The organism is Paenibacillus sp. FSL F4-0236, from assembly GCF_038000135.1.
GTDB lineage: Bacteria > Bacillota > Bacilli > Paenibacillales > Paenibacillaceae > Paenibacillus_AQ.
Genome location: NZ_JBBOBK010000001.1, coordinates 1073799 through 1094503 on the forward strand (window position 1 = coordinate 1073799; position 20705 = coordinate 1094503).

Consider the following 20705-nt stretch of genomic DNA (forward strand, 5'->3'; position numbering starts at 1 on the left):
AATTAGCAACCCTTTGAACGATCGGGAGATGACCATGGAACACCGTAAAGAACGGATAGATGTACTACTTGTTGAGCAAGGTTTTTATGAAAGCCGTGAGAAGGCTAAAGCAGCCATTATGGCAGGACTGGTGCTCGCGGATGAAGAACGCATTGAAAAGGCTGGTATGAAGGTGTCACGGGAGGCCACCCTTAAGGTTAAAGGCTCTGTGCATCCATATGTCAGTCGTGGGGGCCTAAAGCTGGAGAAGGCTCTACGCCAATTTAATATTGATCTTACGGGACGGACCATGCTGGACATCGGTGCTTCTACTGGAGGCTTTACGGATTGTGCACTTCAGAATGGAGTAAGCCATGTGTACGCGATTGATGTTGGCTATAATCAGCTGGATTGGTCGCTTCGTAATGATGAACGCGTTAGTGTGATGGAACGAACGAATTTCCGATATATGACGCCTCCAGATTTGGTGGGTCCGATTCCAGATTTTGCGAGTATTGATGTTTCATTTATCTCCTTAAAAATAATTCTTCCACCGCTCAAAGCTTTGCTTAAGCGCCCGGCGGATATTGCTGCGCTGATCAAGCCACAGTTTGAGGCAGGACGGGAGAAGGTTGGTAAATCAGGTGTAATTCGTGATTCTGCTGTTCATAAAGAGGTATTAATTAATGTACTGACCATGGCGGCAGAGCTGGGTTACCAGCTGCAGGGATTAACTTTTTCACCGATTACAGGCGGGGAAGGCAATATTGAGTTTCTTGCTCACTGGAGACTAACGCCTGAATTGGCGGAAGCTGAAGAAGGTACATTACAGCCTTCAGATGCTGCATCATCAGTCATTCCAGTGGAGGATTTTCCATCCCTAGCGGATGAAGTGATTAAGCAGGCTACGGGTACTTTTAATGTAAATTCGACTCATGGAAACTCATCGCGCCGGTGAGTTTCTTTTTCCATATGGAAAATAACAATTATTCGGAAAGCTTCTAAAAAGGTAGCTTAGAAGAAGGAATTGGCATGGCTTCACGCGAATAAATCACCGAGGTGATTGATAGTGGCGGGTAGCTCTGACAAGGTCGTCATGGCGTTTATTGGAGTAGCATTATCGATTTTTATAATTTATCGGATATATATATGGCTGCAAAATTCTCCGCGTTCTTTCATGAAGGATCAGATCCCGTTTAATAAAGTGATTATTCCTCACCCGTCTATAGACATACTAGAGGATGAAGGGTACGAGGTCGTTGGAGGGAAGCTCAAAATCCCGTTGTCCTTCAACGTAAACGGGGCGCAGATGTATAGCCGGTTATTTATAGATTATGTGGCGACTAAAGAGGAAGGATCAATATATTTGGTTATCCTTTCTAGACCACGCAAACCTTTGGATTTCACAGGCAGTGGCTTACGAGATACCTTGCTTCCGTACTTGCTGATTTATCCGGAATGTAGCGGAGTTTTGTATGTTAATACTGCAGCGGGATCTATTCAAGTGATTAAGCTTGGCAGAGATGACGGAGAATCAAACTGAGTCCATATTTAACTAGGTGTATGCTTCCGAAGTAGTTTTGCCGAAGCAATTCGGGGAGCATCGCTTACAAAACTAAGTCTATGCTTCCGATGTAGTTTTGTCGCTGCTAATCTGGAAGTGTCGCTTACAAAACTTTTAGGAGGCAACAATGAAGGGTCAACGACATATTAAGATACGTGAGATTATTACGCAAAAGGATATCGAGACACAGGACGAGCTGGTAGAAGCCTTGCGTGAATCTGGTTTCCAGGTTACCCAAGCTACAGTATCTCGAGACATTAAAGAGCTATTGCTCATCAAGGTGCCTATGGATGATGGAAGATACAAATATTCGCTTCCAACTGACCAACGGTACAATCCAATACAGAAGCTGAAGCGCGTTTTGGTGGATAATTTTGTGCAGATCGATTCATCGGCTAATCTTGTGGTGATGAAATGCTTACCGGGGACGGCTAACTCAGTCGCTGCTTTGATTGATAATATTGACTGGCCACAAATTATGGGGACCATCTCTGGTGATGATACCATTCTAATTATTTGCCGCCAGCCTGAGGACAGTAAGACTGTAATTTCACAAATCATGGGTTACATTTCTTAAATTATAAGAAAGTATAAATTTCATTATATTCTTATCATCTTCTCGGAGGTGCTCTATTAGTGTTAGAAACCTTGTCTATCCGCAATCTAGCCGTCGTTGAGGCGGTAGATGTGCATTTTTATCCTGGCTTCCATGTGCTCACAGGGGAGACTGGGGCAGGTAAATCCATTATTATTGATGCGCTTGGACTGATTGCCGGAGGGCGCGGCTCCGCGGATTCTATTCGTTACGGTTGTGAAAAGGCAGAGATGGAAGCGCTCTTCAGCCTCCCAAGCGGTCATCCCGTCTGGGATACTTTAGAGCGTCTTGGCATTGAGGCTCAGCGTGAGGAGCATCTTATAATACGCCGTGAGCTCACCTCTCAGGGTAAAAGTACATCACGAGTAAACGGACAGATGGTCAATCTTACTATGCTACGTGAAATTGGCGAGCAGCTGGTTAATATTCATGGACAGCATGAACACCAAAACTTATTGAAGGCAGAACGACATTTGGGACTTTTAGATACATACGGAGAACCCATTATCGGGCCGCTAAAAGCGGTATATCAGGAAAAGTATTCAGCCTTTGCAAAAGTGGAGAAAGAGCTCCGAGAGCTGCAGGAATCCAGCCAAAAGGCTTATCAAATGCTTGATTTGTACCGTTTTCAGTTAGAAGAAATTTCATCTGCAGCATTAAAACCGGGAGAAGATGAATTACTTGCCGAAGAACGGGTCAAACTATCCCACAGTGAGAAAATGATGGATTCCGTATCCGGTGCATATGAGCTTCTCTACGATAGACAAGGCTTAGAATCCATAGGTAATGTCATTTCCAGACTCGAGGATGCGGTTCGTTATGATGAAAAGGGTCTTAAATCCGTGCTTGAGCAGCTGCAATCTTCTTATTATCAACTAGAGGATGCTGCATTTCAGCTTCGTGATTACCGAGAAGAGATCGAATTCAATCCACAGCGACTCGAAGAAATCGAGAATCGTCTCGATTTAATTACCGGCCTTCGCCGTAAATACGGAGATAGTGTAGAACAGATCTTGGCTTATTATGAACAAATCCATCGGGAAACCGATCTGCTTGAGAATAAAGATGAATATCTGGAGAAACTGACGACCAAACGCGATGCATTGCTGTCTGTATTGATGGAAGCAGCTACTGAATTAAGTGAAGCACGGAAGCTGTGTGCGTCTGATTTAGCCACGCAAGTGGAGAGTGAGCTTAAAGATCTTCAGATGGAAAGAACTTCGCTACAGGTTAAATTAGACACGTTGGAGGACCCACGTGGAGTTGATTATAAGGGTCGGCGTATTCGTCTTACAAGACAAGGGATCGACAGTGCGGAATTTATGATTTCCCCTAACCCTGGCGAGCCGTTAAGACCTCTTGGCAAAATTGCCTCGGGTGGTGAGTTGTCGCGAATTATGTTGGCAATGAAGAGTATTTTTGCGCGTCATGATGCGATTCCAGTTCTGATTTTTGATGAGGTAGATACCGGTGTGAGTGGTCGGGCTGCTCAATCCATTGCAGATAAACTGTATAAGCTGTCCTCCACTTGTCAGGTGTTCTCCATTACGCACTTACCGCAGGTGGCTTGTATGGCTGATCATCAGTACTTAATCCGCAAAAAGGTTGAGGACGGAAGAACCATGACGGAAGTGGAATCACTCTCGAATGATGGACGTGTAATGGAGCTGGCCCGAATGCTGGGTGGGGTGGAAATTACCGAAAAAACATTGCACCATTCGCAGGAAATGCTTAATTTGGCCGAGGCAAGTAAGGCTGCAACAAGCTAAGCGGAACAATGATTGACAGTAATAAAAGCCTGGGGGCAAGGTTATCTTATAGGTACGCAATTGGCGACCACCTTTTTCGTCAAGCGAAAGAAGCAAAAGGGAGCGTGACAGCCATTGAAGCCTAACCTCAGGAAGTTAATGCCAGGCCTTTTATTTGCCTTCTTTCTTAGTTTATCGGGCATAACGGGAACCCACCAAAGTTTTGCCGCACCACTGAACAGTGAACCTGCCAAGGTGACTGCGCATGGAATGAAACCGGAACTGAAGGTGATCCCGGGAGGTCAAACGATCGGAGTAAAGGTGAAATCAGCAGGTGTTCTGGTTGTTGGACATCATCTGATTGAAGTATCCGAGAAATCCAAGCTTTCCCCAGGTGAGGTCAGCGGTTTGGTGCCAGGTGATTTGATGATCTCCATTGATGGAGAGAAGTTGGACGAGTTATCTAAGGTGGCCAAGCTTGTGGATCGTGCTGGAAAAGCGAATAATTCTCTGACGATTGTCTTTAAACGCGCTGGGAAAGAGCATACAGCCAAGCTGAAACCCGCGTATGATATTAATGACAAAGTCTGGAGGTTAGGCCTGTACATTCGAGATTCTGCAGCGGGTGTCGGCACGTTAACTTTTTATGCCCCGAAACAGGGGGTTTATGGAGCTTTAGGACATGTGATTACGGACATGAATACAGGAACACCAATTGTTGTTGGCAGCGGTCATATTGTTCAGTCCAGTGTAACTTCGATTTCTAAAAGCCAGGATGGCGATCCGGGAGAGAAACGAGCCCATTTCTTAAAAGAAAGCCAAGTGCTTGGTAATGTGGAGAGTAACACAGATTTTGGCATCTTCGGTAAAATGAGTCGTAATCCCGAGCATAGTCTTTATAAAGAACCTATTCCTGTGGCAATGAGCAATCAAGTCAAGGAAGGTCCAGCTGAAATTCTTACCGTTGTAGATGGGCAGCAGGTAGAACGATTTAAGGTTGAGATCATTCATGTGGCACATCAGCAGACGCCGGCGACAAAGGGTATGGTCATTCGTATCACAGATCCGCGACTGATCGATAAGACAGGTGGTATCGTTCAGGGGATGAGCGGAAGTCCAATCGTTCAAAATGGACGGCTCATCGGCGCTGTAACTCATGTGTTTGTAAATGATCCTAAGTCCGGCTACGGTTGCTTCATCGAATGGATGCTTAAGGATTCTGGTGTAACCCTACAGGAGAATAGGTATCCATTAAATCTTAAGGCGGTTTAGCCTTAAGATTTTTTTGTCGAAGGATTACGAAGATCATCGAACTTTGAAATAAAATATTTAATTATAATCCATGCCAGAAAAAAAATAAAGAAAAATAATTTTCGACAGAAGGGAATTCAATCTCCATGTCGAAAATGTTAAGAGACAAGAAAAAAATGTTATTTTCGAATAGCAGATATAATTAAGGAGGAAGCAGCCAGTGCAGAATATTGAAGTGTTGTTGGCCGATGATAACAGGGAGTTTACGAATTTGCTTTCCGAATACATTTCTGAACAAGAAGATATGACGGTAACGGGTATCGCCTACAATGGTGAAGAAGTGCTTCAAATGCTAAGCGAAGCACGCAAAGTTCCCGATGTCCTTATTCTTGATATCATCATGCCACATTTAGACGGTCTGGGTGTCTTAGAACGTCTGCGTGATATGGATCTGAATCCTCAACCGAAGATCATCATGCTGACCGCTTTTGGTCAGGAGAACATCACTCAAAGAGCTGTACAGCTTGGTGCATCCTATTATATTTTGAAACCGTTCGATATGGAGGTCCTGGCAAATCGTGTACGTCAGCTTGTAGGGGTCCAAGGCAGCATGAGCTCATCCTCTAACATGTACAACTATTCGTCGACGTCCAGATCGAATGTAGTGCCGCTTACGAAGGGCAAGAATCTTGATGCTAACATTACCTCGATCATCCATGAAATCGGTGTTCCAGCACATATCAAGGGCTATCAGTACCTGCGCGAAGCGATCACCATGGTATATAACAATATCGAGATCCTTGGTGCGATTACAAAAACACTCTATCCAGCCATAGCAGAGAAATTCAAGACCACGCCTTCACGCGTTGAACGTGCCATTCGCCATGCGATTGAAGTGGCTTGGACCCGTGGCAACATCGACTCCATCAGCCATTTATTCGGCTACACGATTAATATCTCCAAATCTAAGCCTACTAACTCGGAATTTATTGCCATGGTAGCAGACAAGCTGCGGATTGAGCATAAGGTTAGTTGAAAGGGTTAGGGGCACTGCGGGGTAAGGGATTGTGGGTTGCTGGAAGGTGTTTACAGACAGTATATAAAAACCGATAGACTTGTTTTGAATCCGATAAACTTTTTCCATCTCACCCGATAAACCTTTTTGGTTTATTGGGTTTTGTTTTTGTAGGAAAAGAGATGGAGGATTTGTATGGAGTTATCGGATTTGGAGTTTTTTTTAGAAGACTTTTTAGATTGTCAAAACAAGAATTTATCACGTAAGACCGTTAACTCTTATGAACAATCTTTGAAGTTATTTGTTGCTTATTTAAAGAATCAGCATGATGTTGATAAGGTGAAAGAAGTACGTGTTGGACATATTAGGCAGTACATTGCTTATTTACAAGAGCGGGGTAAATATACGGTAGTAAATCGTGAATCTTCCAAATTGGTCAATTTTCCAGAAAACAGAGTAGACTTTAAAAAAGAAGTTTCATCAATCACAATTAATAACTACATTCGTAACATTAAGGTTTTCTTCAATTGGTTGAAACAAGAAGGAGAGTTGCTTAAAAATCCTGTTGAGAATATCTCACAAATTAAAACTGTAAGAAGACAGAAAAAGGGGATAAGTCAAGAAGAGTTTAATGGATTGATTGAAAAGTTTGATTATACTAAGTTTCATGGATATCTAAATAAAATCATCGTATTATTGTTACAAGATATACTGGCATGAGAATTGGTGAATGCTTAGAAGTAACAGTAGATGCAATCGACTTTAAGAGTAAAATGATTCTATTGACTAAAACTAAAGGTAGAATAGAACGGTATGTTTATTTTTCCAATGTGATGCAAAGAGAATTAAAGCAATATCTAAAATTTAAAGACCGATACACAGAATCGAAATTACTATTTCCAACAACCAAAGGGACTCCTTTAAGTATCCAATCGTTTGAGAAGCAATTAAAGGATGCTAGCAAGATGGCTGGGATAGATGTTCATCCTCACATGATTCGGAATAATTTCGCAAGGCACTATCTGTTAAATGGCGGAGATTTCTTTACGCTGTCTCGTATTCTTGGACATAGTTCAGTTACGGTTACAGAGCAAGCTTATATGGATTTAACACGTGAAGAAATAGCGAGGAAGTATCAAAATCATTCACCACTTAGCAAGTGGAAATTGCAAAATTAATACACTATGAGGAGTGAGGATTATGGAATACATCTTTAAAGCCGATCTTTTTAATCTTTAACTTACTGATCAGATACATCTTGCTATGTTACCAGTAATAACAGAATTAAAACATGGAGATAATTATGCATTAACAATTAGCTTCATGTTGAATTGCTAAATGATTCTCGTATGGATTATGTAGATGTTCCTTTGAAAAAGTGGGAGACAAGTAAAACTAGGGAAGATAAGATATATCAATTACTCGGATTTCAGTTGGGGAAAATTGATGAGTTACTATGTAATAATGGACTTAAAGTAATCAGATCTACTATTCAAGGTGAGAAATTAGAATTTAACGACATTATCAAAGTTCAATTATCTCTAAAAGAGCAAAAGCATAACCTTTCTAAAAATAGAAAAACAAACAACCCACTAAAGGTGAAAAGTGTAGTACCTTGTTTACCATTTACTCAAGGTATTGTTTCCGATTTTGCAAGCGAGAGACTTTCAAAGATGTATATTGATTTAATGAAAGTAATACGTAGCAAAAAATTAATGTCTGAAATCCTAGAAATTGAAGTCACGGAAGATGAGAGAAAGCTATATAGTGCTTTTTGTGAGCAATATGGGGAGTTATGGCTGCCTACAGATGATACAAAACAAGCGCTTTTCGATAAGTTGAGAAAACGAGTAGAAAAAGTATTAGAAAAACAGTCTGATAAAGAACATTCCGAAATGTAAGTCTCACAATATAGGATTAAGCAGTTAATGCTTAGTCCTTTTTTGTTTTTATCGAACAAATTAATTGATGCTCATACACTAATTGATATGGTAAAATAATCCTATATTATCTTTATTATATTTTTATAAGAGCAGAGATCCCCAATAATATTATGTAGTGAATTTTAAGTTCCGAAGAAATTTTTGATTCTTTTCAACTTATGAATAAGACAAGCTAATATATCTTTAAGAGTGAGGTTTAAAAATGTTTTTTGGTACTTATAAGTTTATTGCGAATATGATTAGAACGAACCTACGATAGTTTGATTAAATAACTATTTCATGAGGCAGTGAGATGTTTAATAGTGTCAGAGATGAGGTTTAGTTTAGTCTAGAACGATACATCATAAATGATAAGTGCGTAAACGAAATCATGATAAAGTACGGATGTCTATGGATGAGTTTGAAGAAATTGATTCATTACTAAATATTTTATCTTCATTCACATATTAAAATTAATTTCGAGAGGTGTAAAGACATGAAAACTAAATTTTTAACTACTATATTTGTTTTGATTGCATTTCCTTTGTTATTGACTGGTTGTATTTATGCTAATGCTACTGTAGATATAAAAGCAGATGGATCAGGTAAGGTAAAAATGGTTGCTGGATATTCTAAAGAAATCCTTAACAAACTTGGACAAACACCAAAGGATTTTTCTGGTAAATATAACGAATACTACGAATTAACATCTAGTGGTAAAAAATATCTTGCTGAAACTTGGGAAGACGCATTTTTAGGACCAGATGACATGAACACAGCAGGCGTAGGTACTATTTCTCAAGAGATGGGACTTGTTGAGTTAGTTAAGCTTAATGGTGGACTTCAGTTAAATGTAAATCTTAATAGTTTTCTAGGTCCTGACATGAAAACTGATCGCATGCTCCCCAAGTTAAAAGATATTACAAAAGAATCTCTTAAGGACATGAAACTTTCTGATCTTATTGCTCAAGATGCTGATGGATTAGTACTTAAAGCAACATTTAACATGCCTTTTAATGTAAAGCAAATTGCCGGAAGTACTGATGGAGTTGTTGTAAAGGGCAAAACAATCAGCCTTGACTATCTGAAGATGATTGATTCTGGTAGTCGTGAATGGAAATTTGAATCTTTAAATCCAAATGCAGATAAAAATAAACCATTATTTTCTGATGTTAAGAGCGGTGCCTGGTATGCAAAACCTATTGAATCAGCAGCAAAAAATGGCCTTCTAAACGGATTTTCTAACGGAACATTCAAACCAAATAACTACCTAACCCTTGCAGAGCTATGCAAGATTACTCTAGCTATAGCTGGATATAAAATGGACAACAATCCAGAATACTGGGCTATGGGTCATGTTCTGTTTGCGCAGGACAATGGTTTTGTTCTTTCAGATGCTCCAGTAACGGCTGAAAATTGGGACGTTCCAGCAACTAGAGAAGAAGCAGTTTATGCCATTACGTTAGTAACAGGATTTCAAGAAGCGGTAGGAAATGTAAAAAGCGAGGACATCAAAGACTGGAACAATATTGACTCAAGAATGAAGAAAACCATTCTTGCTGCGCACAATGCAGGAATTGTTAAGGGAAATCCTAACGGGTCATTTAATGCCAAGGGCAATATTACCCGTGCGGAAATTGCACAAATTTTATCCAATATTAGCGAACAAAAGTAAATAAATAATGGTTTGAACTTATTTAGGGAGCATTAACATGAAGATCGCAAAGTTTTTAGAAAGAGTTAATTTCTTAAAAATATTAAGGAATTTATTTGAACCTACTCAGTATTTCAATAAGCAAAGCGATTCGGAATTGGATTACGGCTAAGCAGGCGTCTTACACCATTCCGCCTAAAGCGAATAGTCAAAATTCATGGAAAGTCGATTGGTATCGGTACAAAGAACAGCACTTGGTTGAGTGCTTTTTCAATAAAATTAAACACTTTCGCCGTGTGGCAACTCGTTACGACAAGTTGGCCAAGTCACTCTTGTCGTTTGTATGCGTGGCTGCCATTTTTAAATTGACTGAATGATGAGTTTTCAGACACATCCTAGCACAAAGTAATAGATATTTATTGATTAGTAAATCATCAGAGAGCATTGTTCTATCTGATCTACCAACTAATTATCTGGATTCGTTGATAAAAAAGACTTCGAATAACCCGAATAATGCTATGGTTTTAACTGAGATTCATCGAATTATAAATTCAAGAAAAGTCACGATCAAATGACTGTTTTGGGGAAAGATGGTGGATTATTTTTGGCAAATGAGGAGAAGAAACATATCACCGATATGACCTTATTAGAGCTATTAAACAAATATCAAAAAGAAAAAGAAGAATTTAAACAATACGCAGATAAGACATTTATGAAAGACGTAGACGAGAAGGATGAAGTCACAAAGAAACGATATATTAAGATATATGATGAATATAGAGAAGAGATAATGAATACTGCTTGCTTTATAGCAGAAAAACTATTGAAGTAATTGAGAAAAAGTTAAAGTAGTTTTCAATGAAATGGCTATTTTACGGACATATATTGAGGAGGGAACATCGCTATGAAACGCCATGTTCAAATTTTATTTATATCCTGCATTCTTTTCGTTCTAGTGGGTTGCTCTAACGAGTTAAAGGAAGCAAAGGAAAATGCTAATGCTGGTATGCATATATACTTGAGTTCACAGCAAGACTTAGAAGGCGATAATAAAATTGAAATTGGACTCAAATGGCTATTTGGGATTTTAGATGATACCGATATTCCAAAAGAAAAAATGGATGACGAGCTAACTGAAATAAGAGAAGAGGTTATGAATATACTCTCTACTACGTACATGATAACAGATGAGGAAGTCCATAACATTTCAAGTACTAAAGATGAAGATCAGCGAAGTAGCGAAATTGAGAAGATATCAAGGATAATAGCTGAGGACATGAATCAAAAGTAACCATGGACAGTTTGGATATAATAAAGGGCATGTTTCATTAAATCTAAAGGAGTGCTCAGATGTTGAAGATGAATCTAGTTGAAAATGGTGTTGATTCATTGAAAAGCTATTAGATTTGCACGATAATATCGGTTTAGAGCACAATTTAAAAGATTCCGTTCTTTCTCTTAATTATGGTATTGAAATTTTACTAAAGTATGTTTTAGGAGAAAAGAATGAATATTTAATCTTTACTGATTTAGAAAGTATATGAGTGCTAAAGCGAAGATGAAGAAGGACGACAGTTTGCTAACAGTGTTTGACGCAAAACCAAATCTTAGAACTGTAACAATGTTTGAGGCAATTAATCGAATTAAGTTTCTTTGCGATATTGATATTCCTGAAGATCTGGAAATCCCCCTTATTTATCTGAATAGATAAGAAATAATATTATGCATTATGAAAAAAACTTAACTGATGATCAATAAAACAAACTATTCAAAAGCTACAGATGGGCTTTGATCATTGTATTTAATTTTTAGAGATACAATTTCCGATATAGGAGTGGTTTATGATAGAGCTAGAATCGAACTTACAAGAGAGCAGTACGAACTTACGATGATGGATATTCAAGTCGATATGATGCGAGATGAAAGATGGTGAAATGCAAGTTTTATTTACTAATTTGGAGGTTGTAAAATGGAACCCTGGAGTTTGAACGAAGAAGAGTATAAGATTCTTCTTTCATATATTGGATGTGGAGAAATTCCAAAAGCAGATATACTAATCTTCGGAAATGAAGAGGGCACAGGTGGATATAGTGTAACTGCAAATGTTAAAGCCAGAACACAGTTGTTTGGAAGAGATGAAATCTCCGGCTCGATAAAACATTGTATTGAAGAGAATAACTGGAGGGAAGGGTTTTATCAACCGGATGCACAAACTGGAGGAAAATTAGTTGAACAGTTTCTTCTTCCGCATGAGAAAAAACATTTAAATGACTTTACTGGCGGTGTATTCAATGCTGCTATTGCAAGACTATGTTTGGCGAGTGAACGGAGCGGTGAAGATAATTGGTTCCAAGGATCTGCTAACACTACAGCATTCAACACAATCAAAGAGTATATTCGCCAAAATCTTTACAAACCTAGAACCGAAGGTATTCAGACTGCTCTGTTAGATTGGAGACCGTTACCAAGACTTACAGAGAGCAGATGGTATACAATTGAGTATGGAGCGGTAGCGTTATCGCCCGAAAATAAGCCTAATCAAGAAAATCCATATTTAGCAGTATTCAATAAACCCAAGGCTAAGTATAACCCGAAAAGATATTCTACATCAGGCTTTAGTGACTTTAAAGAGGATATGGAATTTAGAACAAGAATAATAAAAAACGCTCTAATAAAATCAGATGCACAGATTCTACTTGGTATCGGCGGAGCTGGAGGCTTTAAAAAAGATGCTCTTGAATTAATGTTTGGTTCGAACATATTCACACCAGTACCATTTTCATGCGATATGAGAAACAGCAAGGGGCAACTGCAAAAGGCTTTTCAAGCAAATGTTCCTTTGCAAAACAAACACTTACATATATTCTTGATACCATTTCCATCTGCAGGGCAAGGATTTGTCTCACAACAGAATGCACTTAGCATGCTAGAAGAATTATCTATTAAAATGAATAAAATACTGTTGACTAAGTAATGAGATAGTGACTTAAAGTAAAAGGATTATTTCATGAGGAGTGAACGCATATGGCTAGAAGTCAGCTTTTGAAAGATTTGGTGGGCAGTAACGCAGATTTGGAAAGTGTACTCACCAGATTGAAAATTATATTAACTGATATTGATAATGAACTTTTAATGAATTGGATTGACGGAGAATTAAGAGGTTATACTGAAAATCATGAACTTCCAGGATATAGAACTATTAGTGGTGTTATTATAGGAACTTATGTTATCAATTATCGTACACAGTATACAAATTCAGAGGTTCCACTTGAATTATTGCTTTCACAAGAGATGGTTGATGAAATAAAAGTAGTGAATATTACAGATGGTATTGCGAGTATACAAAAATTGCTTAATGGGGAAAGCAGAGATAGATACGCTAAACAAATACCCACAGCTTTCTGTCACAAGATTTCAAAAGGGACGTTTCAGATTGCTCAGATGAGAGTTAATATTCCTTCTAATAATGTAGAAGGGATTGTTGCAAATGTAAAATCCAAACTGGTTGATGTGGTTATGGAACTTGAAAAACAATTCGATAATTTAGATGATCTCGATATTAAATCTCAAGTTGAAGAAGATCAAATTAAAAGAGAGCAAGTTATATATAACATAGGTCAGATAGTGTACGAAGGCTCAGTAGAAATAGGAGATGGAAATAAAATTAAAAAATCGGGCATTGGAAAATGGCTGGGGGGTGAGAAGTAGTGGGAGACATAAAAATTGGAAATGGCAACAAGATAAATAAAACAACAATTGGTCATCAACAGAACTCTAATAACAACTTGAACAACAAACCTCCAAAGAAAAAGTCTTTCGCTGAAAGACATCCTATATTACTCTCTGTTATTATTTCGCTAATTACAGGTTTTGTACTATTGTTTTCATTTTGGAAGCAGATTGTTTATTTTATCGAGAATCTATTCTAGTGAAACGATGATTTTATTATAAAGGATAATAATGGAGGGGAATATAATCGACTGGAGCATCTTGCTGACAAGTACTGCAGTTAATGCAGTAATTGTTGGCGTTGTCGGAGTTTGGTTGAGGGGACGTATAGATCAAAAAGTTGAAAGAAATAAGCAACATTTTGAAAGAGAAAAGATGGTATTGTCTAATGAAACACAAAAAAGCATCGAAATTTTAAAGTCAAATATAGGTCAATTGAGCAGTCTAAAGCAAAAAAACCTAGATCATTATCACTCTGTGAGTCAAGGTGTGCAAAATAAAAGAATTGAGGCGATTCAAAGCGTGTGGTGTGAATACTTAGATATTCGCAATAGTACTTCGCCTTTAATTAATTTCTATTCGCTTTTGTTGCCAAAGGAGTACCTCAATGAAATTAATAAGATAGACGAAGAAGATAAATTACGATTGAAAACTATTGAGGAAACATATCTCCCAAATGGATTAGACACTCTTCCTTCTTTGTATAAACTGGAAGTTCAACGTCCCCTACTTGGTGAGATAGTATATTTTAAATTTCGGTCAAGTATTTTGATTTTATACAGACTAAGATATCTATATTCAAGCATGGTCAGAAAAAAAGAAGCGATTCTTTGGACTGAGGATAGGTTGTTTATAGATCATGTTAATGTAGTTTTTAGCACAGACACCTTAACTCCTGGAGAAATTCCACTAGTTTTAGATAATCCTTTAAAACTGTTACAGTTGTTTGGTGCAATTGAATTAGAGATAAACAGAACTATTGAAAAAGTAATCTCGGGTGATGTTAGTGCAGAACTTAGCATGGAGAGAGTGAAGAAGTTAAATCAGGGATACCAATAAAATTGGCATTTTATGTTCCAATAGAAGTTACAAGATTGCTTTTACAAAAAAATCCTCTACAGCTTGCAATCCTTTTTTGTGTTCTTCTGGATCACCTGAAACAAGAATATCAATTTCAAAACCTCTCTTGTTTTTCTTTTTGTAGATTCTTTTCGAACCATCTTCAAATTCTTCGTAGTTATATAATTCTCCACTGAAAAAGATCTTTTTACTCTAATTCATCTCTCCTCAAAATACATTTTAGTTTCCTGTTTCAAATTGCACATTTATATTCGTATAATTTACTTTTATTAAATGTATTTGACGGTCTTCATAAAGAAGATAAGATTCCCTTGATGTTGGAAAAGATAATGGATTCGACGTACTTAGTGGAATTAAGCAGAACAATAATTACGTATTATGATTTCTCAATTATAAAAAGTGAAAACCATGATTTTTTATTAAGTGATCATTATGTGACTACTTCGGCATTAAGTATTAAGGGGCAGTATGTGAACGTAAGTAATCGACATCTGGGATTAAAAGATGTGCTAGTACTAATACCCTTATCTAGCAAATACTACATTGCTTACTTCAATGGAGATAAGCCAAGTTATCTAAAAACAAACCAGATTAATTTACTGGATCATGAGCAAGTTAAACAAATAAACAGAACAATCTTAAATAATTCCTACACTAAATGTATAGGACAGAATAGAGAATCAATAGAGGCAATTGTAGACGATTTTAAATATGAATCCCCTTCACGAGCTGTAGTAGGATATGAGTCAGGAAAACAGACTGCAGCACTGAGAAAGAAAGAAAGAAGTATTCTTTTATGATAGAGATATTGAACAATGGACTTTCTTCCGAGAACTAAAACATACTATTAATAGATTCACTGAAAGGAATGAGATTTGTAAATGTGGAAGTGGACTCAAATATAAAAAATGTTGTTTGAATAAAAGTGAAAGAAATTATTCGATTGTTAACAATATGCACAAAGAAGGACACCTCATAAAAATCAAAGCTCATCCAGAAGCATTGGTAGAAAAAGCTATTGACGAGTATAGTTTTATGTCTAAATAAAATATGACTTTGATTAAAAGGTAGGTGATACGTCTGATCTATATAACAGGAGATATTCACGGCTCAATAAGCGTTGGTAGTCGCTTTAATACCAAGAACTTTCCCCAAGGCAAGAAGTTAACCAAACAAGACTATGTAATTATAGTAGGAGATTTTGGCCTATTATGGGCTAATGACAGGGAAGATTTATTTTGGTTAAAGTGGCTAACCAATAAGCCATGGACAACATTATTCATTGATGGAAATCATGAAAATTTTAATCTACTCGAAGATTACCCCATAAGCGAATGGAATGGTGGCAAAGTTCATCATATTACACCAAGTATTATTCATTTAATGAGAGGTCAAGTATTTGAGATAGAAGATAAGAAGTTTTTCACTTTTGGAGGAGCTGCCTCTCATGATAAGGAGTATCGCAAGCCAGATAAATCATGGTGGGAACGTGAGATGCCAAGCGAAGATGAGTACAAAGAAGGGCTTGATAGTCTCAATATGAACTATTGGGTTGTTGATTATGTATTAACACATACCTGTTCCTACGATGCTTTAGAATGGATTTCTCAACGTTACGGAGTGCACATGGAAATAGATCAGATGCATAAATATTTCAATGAGATTAAGTCTAAATTGGAATATCAAAAGTGGTTCTTTGGACATTTTCATTATGATTCTGAGCTGCCAGATAGTCAGAGATTATTATATAGCGATATCATTAGAATTTAGTAGGATGAAAGTGGCACTTCATTAGAGGCCTGACCTGAGAAGGGAAGGGAATTGATAGGGGGGATTTAACAAATGAACTACCCTTGGAGTAAAGATATTGACTGGAAGTTACAGTCAAAAGACAAACGAGTGTACATTATGCGAGACCATAATTGGGCATTTGCTGCTTGGGAAATATCTAAAATAGAGAATAGAATTCAAGAAGGTTCAATAGTTGTTCATGTTGATTCACATTTTGATGATGTGCCAGATGGTTTAATAGTAAAAGGTTTATTTGAAGCAAAATCCAAAGAGGATATCATGAAGGTAAGTAGAAGCTATGACAGATCATCGAGGCAAGTTCCTGAGTCGAATTTGATGCACATAGACAATTTTATTTGGGCATCTGTAGGTAGAGAAACCATTGAAGAAGTGATTTTTGTTTCAAGAGACAACCTAGAACTTAACGATATCTCAAATGTACGAGAAGAGTATGCACATTGTCTCCACAGCAACTGCAAGTATAGTTCAAAACTATTCCGTCATAGTGGAGAATTTTTGAGTTCATATGACAAGAAAAGCTTTGCAGAGTACATAGGAAATAGGTCTGCTATTCTAGACCTTGATATTGATGCTTTTAATAATAGCGACATCATAGGAGATTCCGATTTTATTTCAGAAGCAACAATAAGAGAGTACGTTAAAGGCTTAAATGAGTTATATTCATGGAATTTAATAACAATCTCTATTTCGCCTGATTATTCTGGAGGAGCTACAGGGGCATCATATTTGTTGGATATAGTCTTGAGTGAGTTGGAGATAGGTTTAACCGATATGGAGAAATGGTAGGGTAAGTTTATAAAACAAATATTTTATCTAAAAGGAGACATATGAACTTGAAAAAATAGTGGGAGTGTGAAATATGAAAAAAATATTATTGGTTTGTATTATGATAATGTTGATGCTAGCATCGGCTTGTGCAAATGTTGAAATGACATCAAATCCAAATACCTCTAGTGAGCCTAAATCTGAAACAGATGAGTCTATTATTCCAAAAAACACATCCGTTTATTGTGCTCAAGAAAGTATAAATTTGGATAGTGAAACTGAAAAATATTTCTATGGAACTTGGAAAGTTGAGAAGCTTTTAGGATTTGCAAATTCATATAATGATGCTTCTGAATATCCAACAGGGCAAAAATTTATTGGAGATGAAATTATCATCAAAAAAGACTTTTTTTCATCAAAAGGACTTAAAAACTATAGTGTTTATCAATATGAACTAAAAAAACCATTATATGAGATTACAGCGACATGTTATAACTCTGACTCTTTTTATAGATTATATAAAATAGATATCCCAGACTTAAATATAAATGATGTAGTAAAAGTAATAAATATAAGTGACCCTTCTACAAACCTTGGAATACCTTTAAGTTTTTTTGTTGTTAATAACGATAGGCTTATCTTGTTAGCAGAGGCAACTATTTTTGAGCTTAAAAAAATTACTGATTAAATGAATGCGATTCTGAAAATACTTGATATGGAATGGCGTTTATTATTTACGTTGTATTATAAATAGAGATCCCAACAAATTTCTATGACCAAAAATGTGTTGGGAAAGATTTTTAATGATAAGTGAACCACTGTCCGATTCAAGAGATATCAACAAATCAATGCAGTAAAAAGACACTGAGATCTTATCCATCAGTGTCTTTTTAATAGACATTTTCCCGCCAGAGGGTTGTAGTTTAAAGCAGCTTAATCAGCTCTTCTAGCTCGTCAACCATACCTTTTGCAAGTTCAAAATTATTGTCTTTTAAAGCTAATTCTATTTTCATTTCAACTGCTTTTTTATTTTGTTCATTTTCTAAATAATCTTTATCAAAATGACTGGCATAAATCATCTTTCTGAATTTTCGCATACTCATTTTTCTAATCGTCTTCTCGTCAATGATTAATACATAATCCATACCATTTACTACAGAATAGAAATCATGAGAAATCATGAGAATCGCACCTTTATAGTCTTCAATGGCTTTCTCCAGTGCGATTTGTGTATAGGTGTCTAAATGGCTTGTCGGTTCATCAAGAAGCAATAAGTTTGCTTTGCTAGCAGAAACTTTTGCTAATTGCAGTATATTTTTTTCGCCACCAGATAAAGATTCTATCTTTTGATTAAGAATTTCTCCTTCAAAGCCATAGTTTGAAAGATGTGCTCTAATCTCGTCATAAGTTGCAAACCCAGCATCGATGAAGTCTTCTAGTATGGTATTAGAATCCTTTAGCACTTCGTCTTGAAGCTGAGAAAGATAAGCCACTTTAATATCAGCATTTATTTCAATTGAATCATGATTATTTTTAAAGATATCTCGGAGTAAAGTCGTTTTCCCGGTACCGTTTGGACCGATAAGGGCTACTTTATCTGTAGGTTTCATCTCAAAATTAACATTTTCTAAAATCAACTCATCAAAGGAAACACTATAATTATTCACATTTAAAACAGTGATGTCTTCTTCAATTTCATTGTCCACACCAAAACTGATTTTCGGTTGCTTAATATCAACGAATGGCGCTTTAATTTTTCGCGCTTCCAATCTTTCTTGAAACTTAACCCTAGCTTTTAACGCTCTCCCTCTAGATGCTTCTGAATTATAGGTTGCGATCGCTCTAAGATTATCAATAATGTTATCGTATCTCTCTATTTCTTCTTGTTCAGCGACTGCGATTTCTTGTAACTCAATTTTCGTCTGAAGTAATGAGAAGTTATACTCAATATATCGCCCATCGAACTCTTGGATCTCCATGTTTTCAAGGTGTATAATTTTGTTAAAACAATGATTTAATAGATAACGGTTATGCGTAACAACTAGCAATATTCCTTTGTGAGCATTAATAAGATTTTTAAGTGCATTTAGGTTTTCAAAATCTAAAAATACATCGGGCTCATCCATAATCATTAAGTCTGGACTAGTCAGCATTTCCTTCATCACTTGAATAAGCTTGAATTCCCCACCACTTAGATCGGATACCCTAGCATCTTTTAGCTTCAAGAGGTTGGCTAAATTTAGTTTCTTATTAATATTGCTTTCAAAATCATTTCCATCCATTGAATCAAAGGCATCTAGAGCTAATTGATACTTTTCGAGTAATGAATCAATATCTGATGATGTTTCCATCTCAGTGAGAATAGCTGTTATTTCATTTTGTATCTTAATAAATTCTTCTCCTATATATTCAAAAACGGTTATTTCTTTAGTTCTGTCTACTTGTGAGAACTGACTTACATATCCAATTTTGCAGGTTGGGTCAATTTCTAACTTGCCTTCGAACAAATATTTTTCTGGATCCATCAGTATATCGATCAGTGTACTTTTACCACTGCCACTTGTTCCTATAAAAGCGCAATGTTGTGCCTCTTCAAGCGTAAATGAAATGTTTTTATATAGCTCTTTTTGCGGGAATGCGAAGGATAAGTTATCAACTTTTATCATAGTGTTACCTTTCTTTATAACTAAAATAGTGACTACTAATAGAGGTATTGAGGAGCATAAGATTTTGAGTTTACCGTTGATAGAGTAACATTGTTTACAACTAACATCAATCATTTCGAAATAAAGTTGTTCGTGAAATCGAAAAACACAACTTAGAACAATAGGATCAAGCTTACTCAGATGGCTTCTTATAGCTAGATTACATATGGTCAGTAGTTGAGTTGGCTGTGGCAGAGTCTCTTAGTATATCTTTCATGTTACGAATTCATTGGTTATAATTGGAAGAATAATAAGCTCAGGAGGTTCGTAGATATGAAGAAGAAAATAGTAGGGATTGTAGCAGCGGCGTTGTTACTTGGTGGTTCAATAGGATTCGCAGCGAGCTCGTCTTTAATTGGCGCTAAAGTTTCCGGAATGTATACGATAAAACAAGACGGAAAGAAGATTGCAGATGCGATTGTAGTAAATAACTCGGCCTACGTACCTGTGCGCACGATGTCCGAAGCGACCGGAGCAGGGTTGACGGTTGAAGGAAAGACGATAATATTGGAGAGTAAGGAGACTGAGAAGGCAGCGCTAAAAGCAAGTATTGCAGCGGCTAAACTCCGGGAAAGATTAGCAGGGGCAGAATCAAGCGTTCAAGTTCTCAAAGAAGCCATCCAACTGGCGGAAACTACTGCGGCCGACCGAACAAGCGCAGCAGACCAAGAGGCTCGAAGAAACTATATCGCGGAGTTGAATAAACGTGTGGATTTCATGGAAACAGAAATTGTGCAGCTCAAGGAGCAGCTCGGCGAATAATAAATGAATAATGATGAAGAGTCTCGCCATTACTGGTGCGGCACGTTCGACGATGAAATTGGCCGTGCACTTGCGGATTAACGCGCAGTGAAATGTCCGACATAGGCGTAGATAGTGGCTGAAA

Annotated in this window: 22 protein-coding genes; 21 read left to right on the top strand and 1 reads right to left on the bottom strand. The window is 37.2% G+C overall.

The window, feature by feature from the left end; genetic code table 11:
• The first annotated feature begins 34 nt into the window (after positions 1-34).
• The 20 genes from NSQ29_RS04825 (at position 35) to NSQ29_RS04925 (ending at position 17802) form a co-directional block, all read left to right on the top strand.
• The gene (locus NSQ29_RS04825) at positions 35-937 is read left to right on the top strand and encodes a TlyA family RNA methyltransferase (RefSeq protein WP_341059971.1); all 903 of its coding nucleotides are present in this window, start codon (positions 35-37) and stop codon (positions 935-937) included.
• Positions 938-1075: 138 nt separating this feature from the next.
• Positions 1076-1522: a hypothetical protein gene (locus NSQ29_RS04830; protein ID WP_076284650.1), complete on the top strand. Its 447-nt coding sequence runs from the start codon at positions 1076-1078 to the stop codon at positions 1520-1522.
• Positions 1523-1670: 148 nt separating this feature from the next.
• Positions 1671-2120, top strand: a complete 450-nt coding sequence (gene ahrC / locus NSQ29_RS04835; RefSeq protein ID WP_042190440.1) for a transcriptional regulator AhrC/ArgR — start codon at positions 1671-1673, stop codon at positions 2118-2120.
• Positions 2121-2179: 59 nt separating this feature from the next.
• Positions 2180-3907 (top strand): DNA repair protein RecN, encoded by a 1728-nt coding sequence (recN, locus tag NSQ29_RS04840; RefSeq protein WP_339266301.1) that lies wholly within the window; start codon positions 2180-2182, stop codon positions 3905-3907.
• A 138-nt stretch (positions 3908-4045) separates the two neighbouring features.
• Positions 4046-5158 carry a SpoIVB peptidase gene (spoIVB, locus tag NSQ29_RS04845; RefSeq protein ID WP_081382880.1) on the top strand — a complete coding sequence of 371 codons (1113 nt, stop codon included), beginning with the start codon at positions 4046-4048 and terminating at the stop codon, positions 5156-5158.
• A gap of 199 nt (positions 5159-5357) precedes the next feature.
• On the top strand, positions 5358-6173 hold the full coding sequence (gene spo0A / locus NSQ29_RS04850) for a sporulation transcription factor Spo0A (RefSeq protein ID WP_042129795.1): 816 nt from the start codon (positions 5358-5360) through the stop codon (positions 6171-6173).
• 174 nt (positions 6174-6347) lie between these two features.
• Complete coding sequence (locus tag NSQ29_RS04855; RefSeq protein WP_340971795.1) at positions 6348-6872, top strand: tyrosine-type recombinase/integrase; 525 nt, start codon at positions 6348-6350, stop codon at positions 6870-6872.
• Entirely contained in the window at positions 6869-7330 is a 462-nt protein-coding gene (locus tag NSQ29_RS04860; RefSeq protein ID WP_340971793.1) for a tyrosine-type recombinase/integrase, read from the top strand. Before NSQ29_RS04855 ends, NSQ29_RS04860 begins: the two co-directional genes overlap by 4 nt.
• Positions 7331-7501: 171 nt before the next feature.
• Positions 7502-8053 (top strand): hypothetical protein, encoded by a 552-nt coding sequence (locus NSQ29_RS04865; protein ID WP_341124481.1) that lies wholly within the window; start codon positions 7502-7504, stop codon positions 8051-8053.
• Between the two features lie 517 nt (positions 8054-8570).
• Complete coding sequence (locus NSQ29_RS04870; protein ID WP_340971787.1) at positions 8571-9749, top strand: S-layer homology domain-containing protein; 1179 nt, start codon at positions 8571-8573, stop codon at positions 9747-9749.
• Positions 9750-10299: 550 nt separating this feature from the next.
• Complete coding sequence (locus NSQ29_RS04880; protein WP_341124483.1) at positions 10300-10560, top strand: hypothetical protein; 261 nt, start codon at positions 10300-10302, stop codon at positions 10558-10560.
• A gap of 72 nt (positions 10561-10632) precedes the next feature.
• Complete coding sequence (locus NSQ29_RS04885; RefSeq protein ID WP_341124484.1) at positions 10633-11019, top strand: hypothetical protein; 387 nt, start codon at positions 10633-10635, stop codon at positions 11017-11019.
• A 678-nt stretch (positions 11020-11697) separates the two neighbouring features.
• A complete protein-coding gene (locus NSQ29_RS04890) occupies positions 11698-12702 on the top strand; it encodes a hypothetical protein (protein WP_340971781.1) in 1005 nt (334 codons plus the stop codon).
• A gap of 50 nt (positions 12703-12752) precedes the next feature.
• Positions 12753-13436 carry an AbiTii domain-containing protein gene (locus NSQ29_RS04895; RefSeq protein ID WP_340971779.1) on the top strand — a complete coding sequence of 228 codons (684 nt, stop codon included), beginning with the start codon at positions 12753-12755 and terminating at the stop codon, positions 13434-13436.
• 282 nt (positions 13437-13718) lie between these two features.
• Positions 13719-14516, top strand: coding sequence for a hypothetical protein (locus NSQ29_RS04900; protein ID WP_341124485.1), 798 nt, complete (start codon positions 13719-13721; stop codon positions 14514-14516).
• 350 nt (positions 14517-14866) lie between these two features.
• Positions 14867-15337, top strand: coding sequence for a DUF4238 domain-containing protein (locus NSQ29_RS04905; RefSeq protein ID WP_341124486.1), 471 nt, complete (start codon positions 14867-14869; stop codon positions 15335-15337).
• Positions 15338-15410: 73 nt separating this feature from the next.
• A complete protein-coding gene (locus tag NSQ29_RS04910; RefSeq protein WP_341126734.1) occupies positions 15411-15584 on the top strand; it encodes an SEC-C metal-binding domain-containing protein in 174 nt (57 codons plus the stop codon).
• 24 nt (positions 15585-15608) lie between these two features.
• The gene (locus tag NSQ29_RS04915; RefSeq protein WP_340971772.1) at positions 15609-16307 is read left to right on the top strand and encodes a metallophosphoesterase family protein; all 699 of its coding nucleotides are present in this window, start codon (positions 15609-15611) and stop codon (positions 16305-16307) included.
• A 72-nt stretch (positions 16308-16379) separates the two neighbouring features.
• Positions 16380-17135 carry a UPF0489 family protein gene (locus NSQ29_RS04920; protein ID WP_340971769.1) on the top strand — a complete coding sequence of 252 codons (756 nt, stop codon included), beginning with the start codon at positions 16380-16382 and terminating at the stop codon, positions 17133-17135.
• A 73-nt stretch (positions 17136-17208) separates the two neighbouring features.
• Positions 17209-17802: a hypothetical protein gene (locus NSQ29_RS04925; RefSeq protein ID WP_341124487.1), complete on the top strand. Its 594-nt coding sequence runs from the start codon at positions 17209-17211 to the stop codon at positions 17800-17802.
• Positions 17803-18037: 235 nt separating this feature from the next.
• On the opposite strand, the gene NSQ29_RS04930 is transcribed toward NSQ29_RS04925, so the two are convergent.
• Complete coding sequence (locus tag NSQ29_RS04930) at positions 18038-19780, bottom strand: ABC-F family ATP-binding cassette domain-containing protein (RefSeq protein ID WP_341124488.1); 1743 nt, start codon at positions 19778-19780, stop codon at positions 18038-18040.
• 312 nt (positions 19781-20092) lie between these two features.
• Here NSQ29_RS04930 and NSQ29_RS04935 point away from each other — a divergent pair, with 312 nt between their 5' ends.
• Entirely contained in the window at positions 20093-20581 is a 489-nt protein-coding gene (locus tag NSQ29_RS04935; RefSeq protein WP_339266286.1) for a hypothetical protein, read from the top strand.
• The last annotated feature ends 124 nt before the right edge of the window (positions 20582-20705 follow it).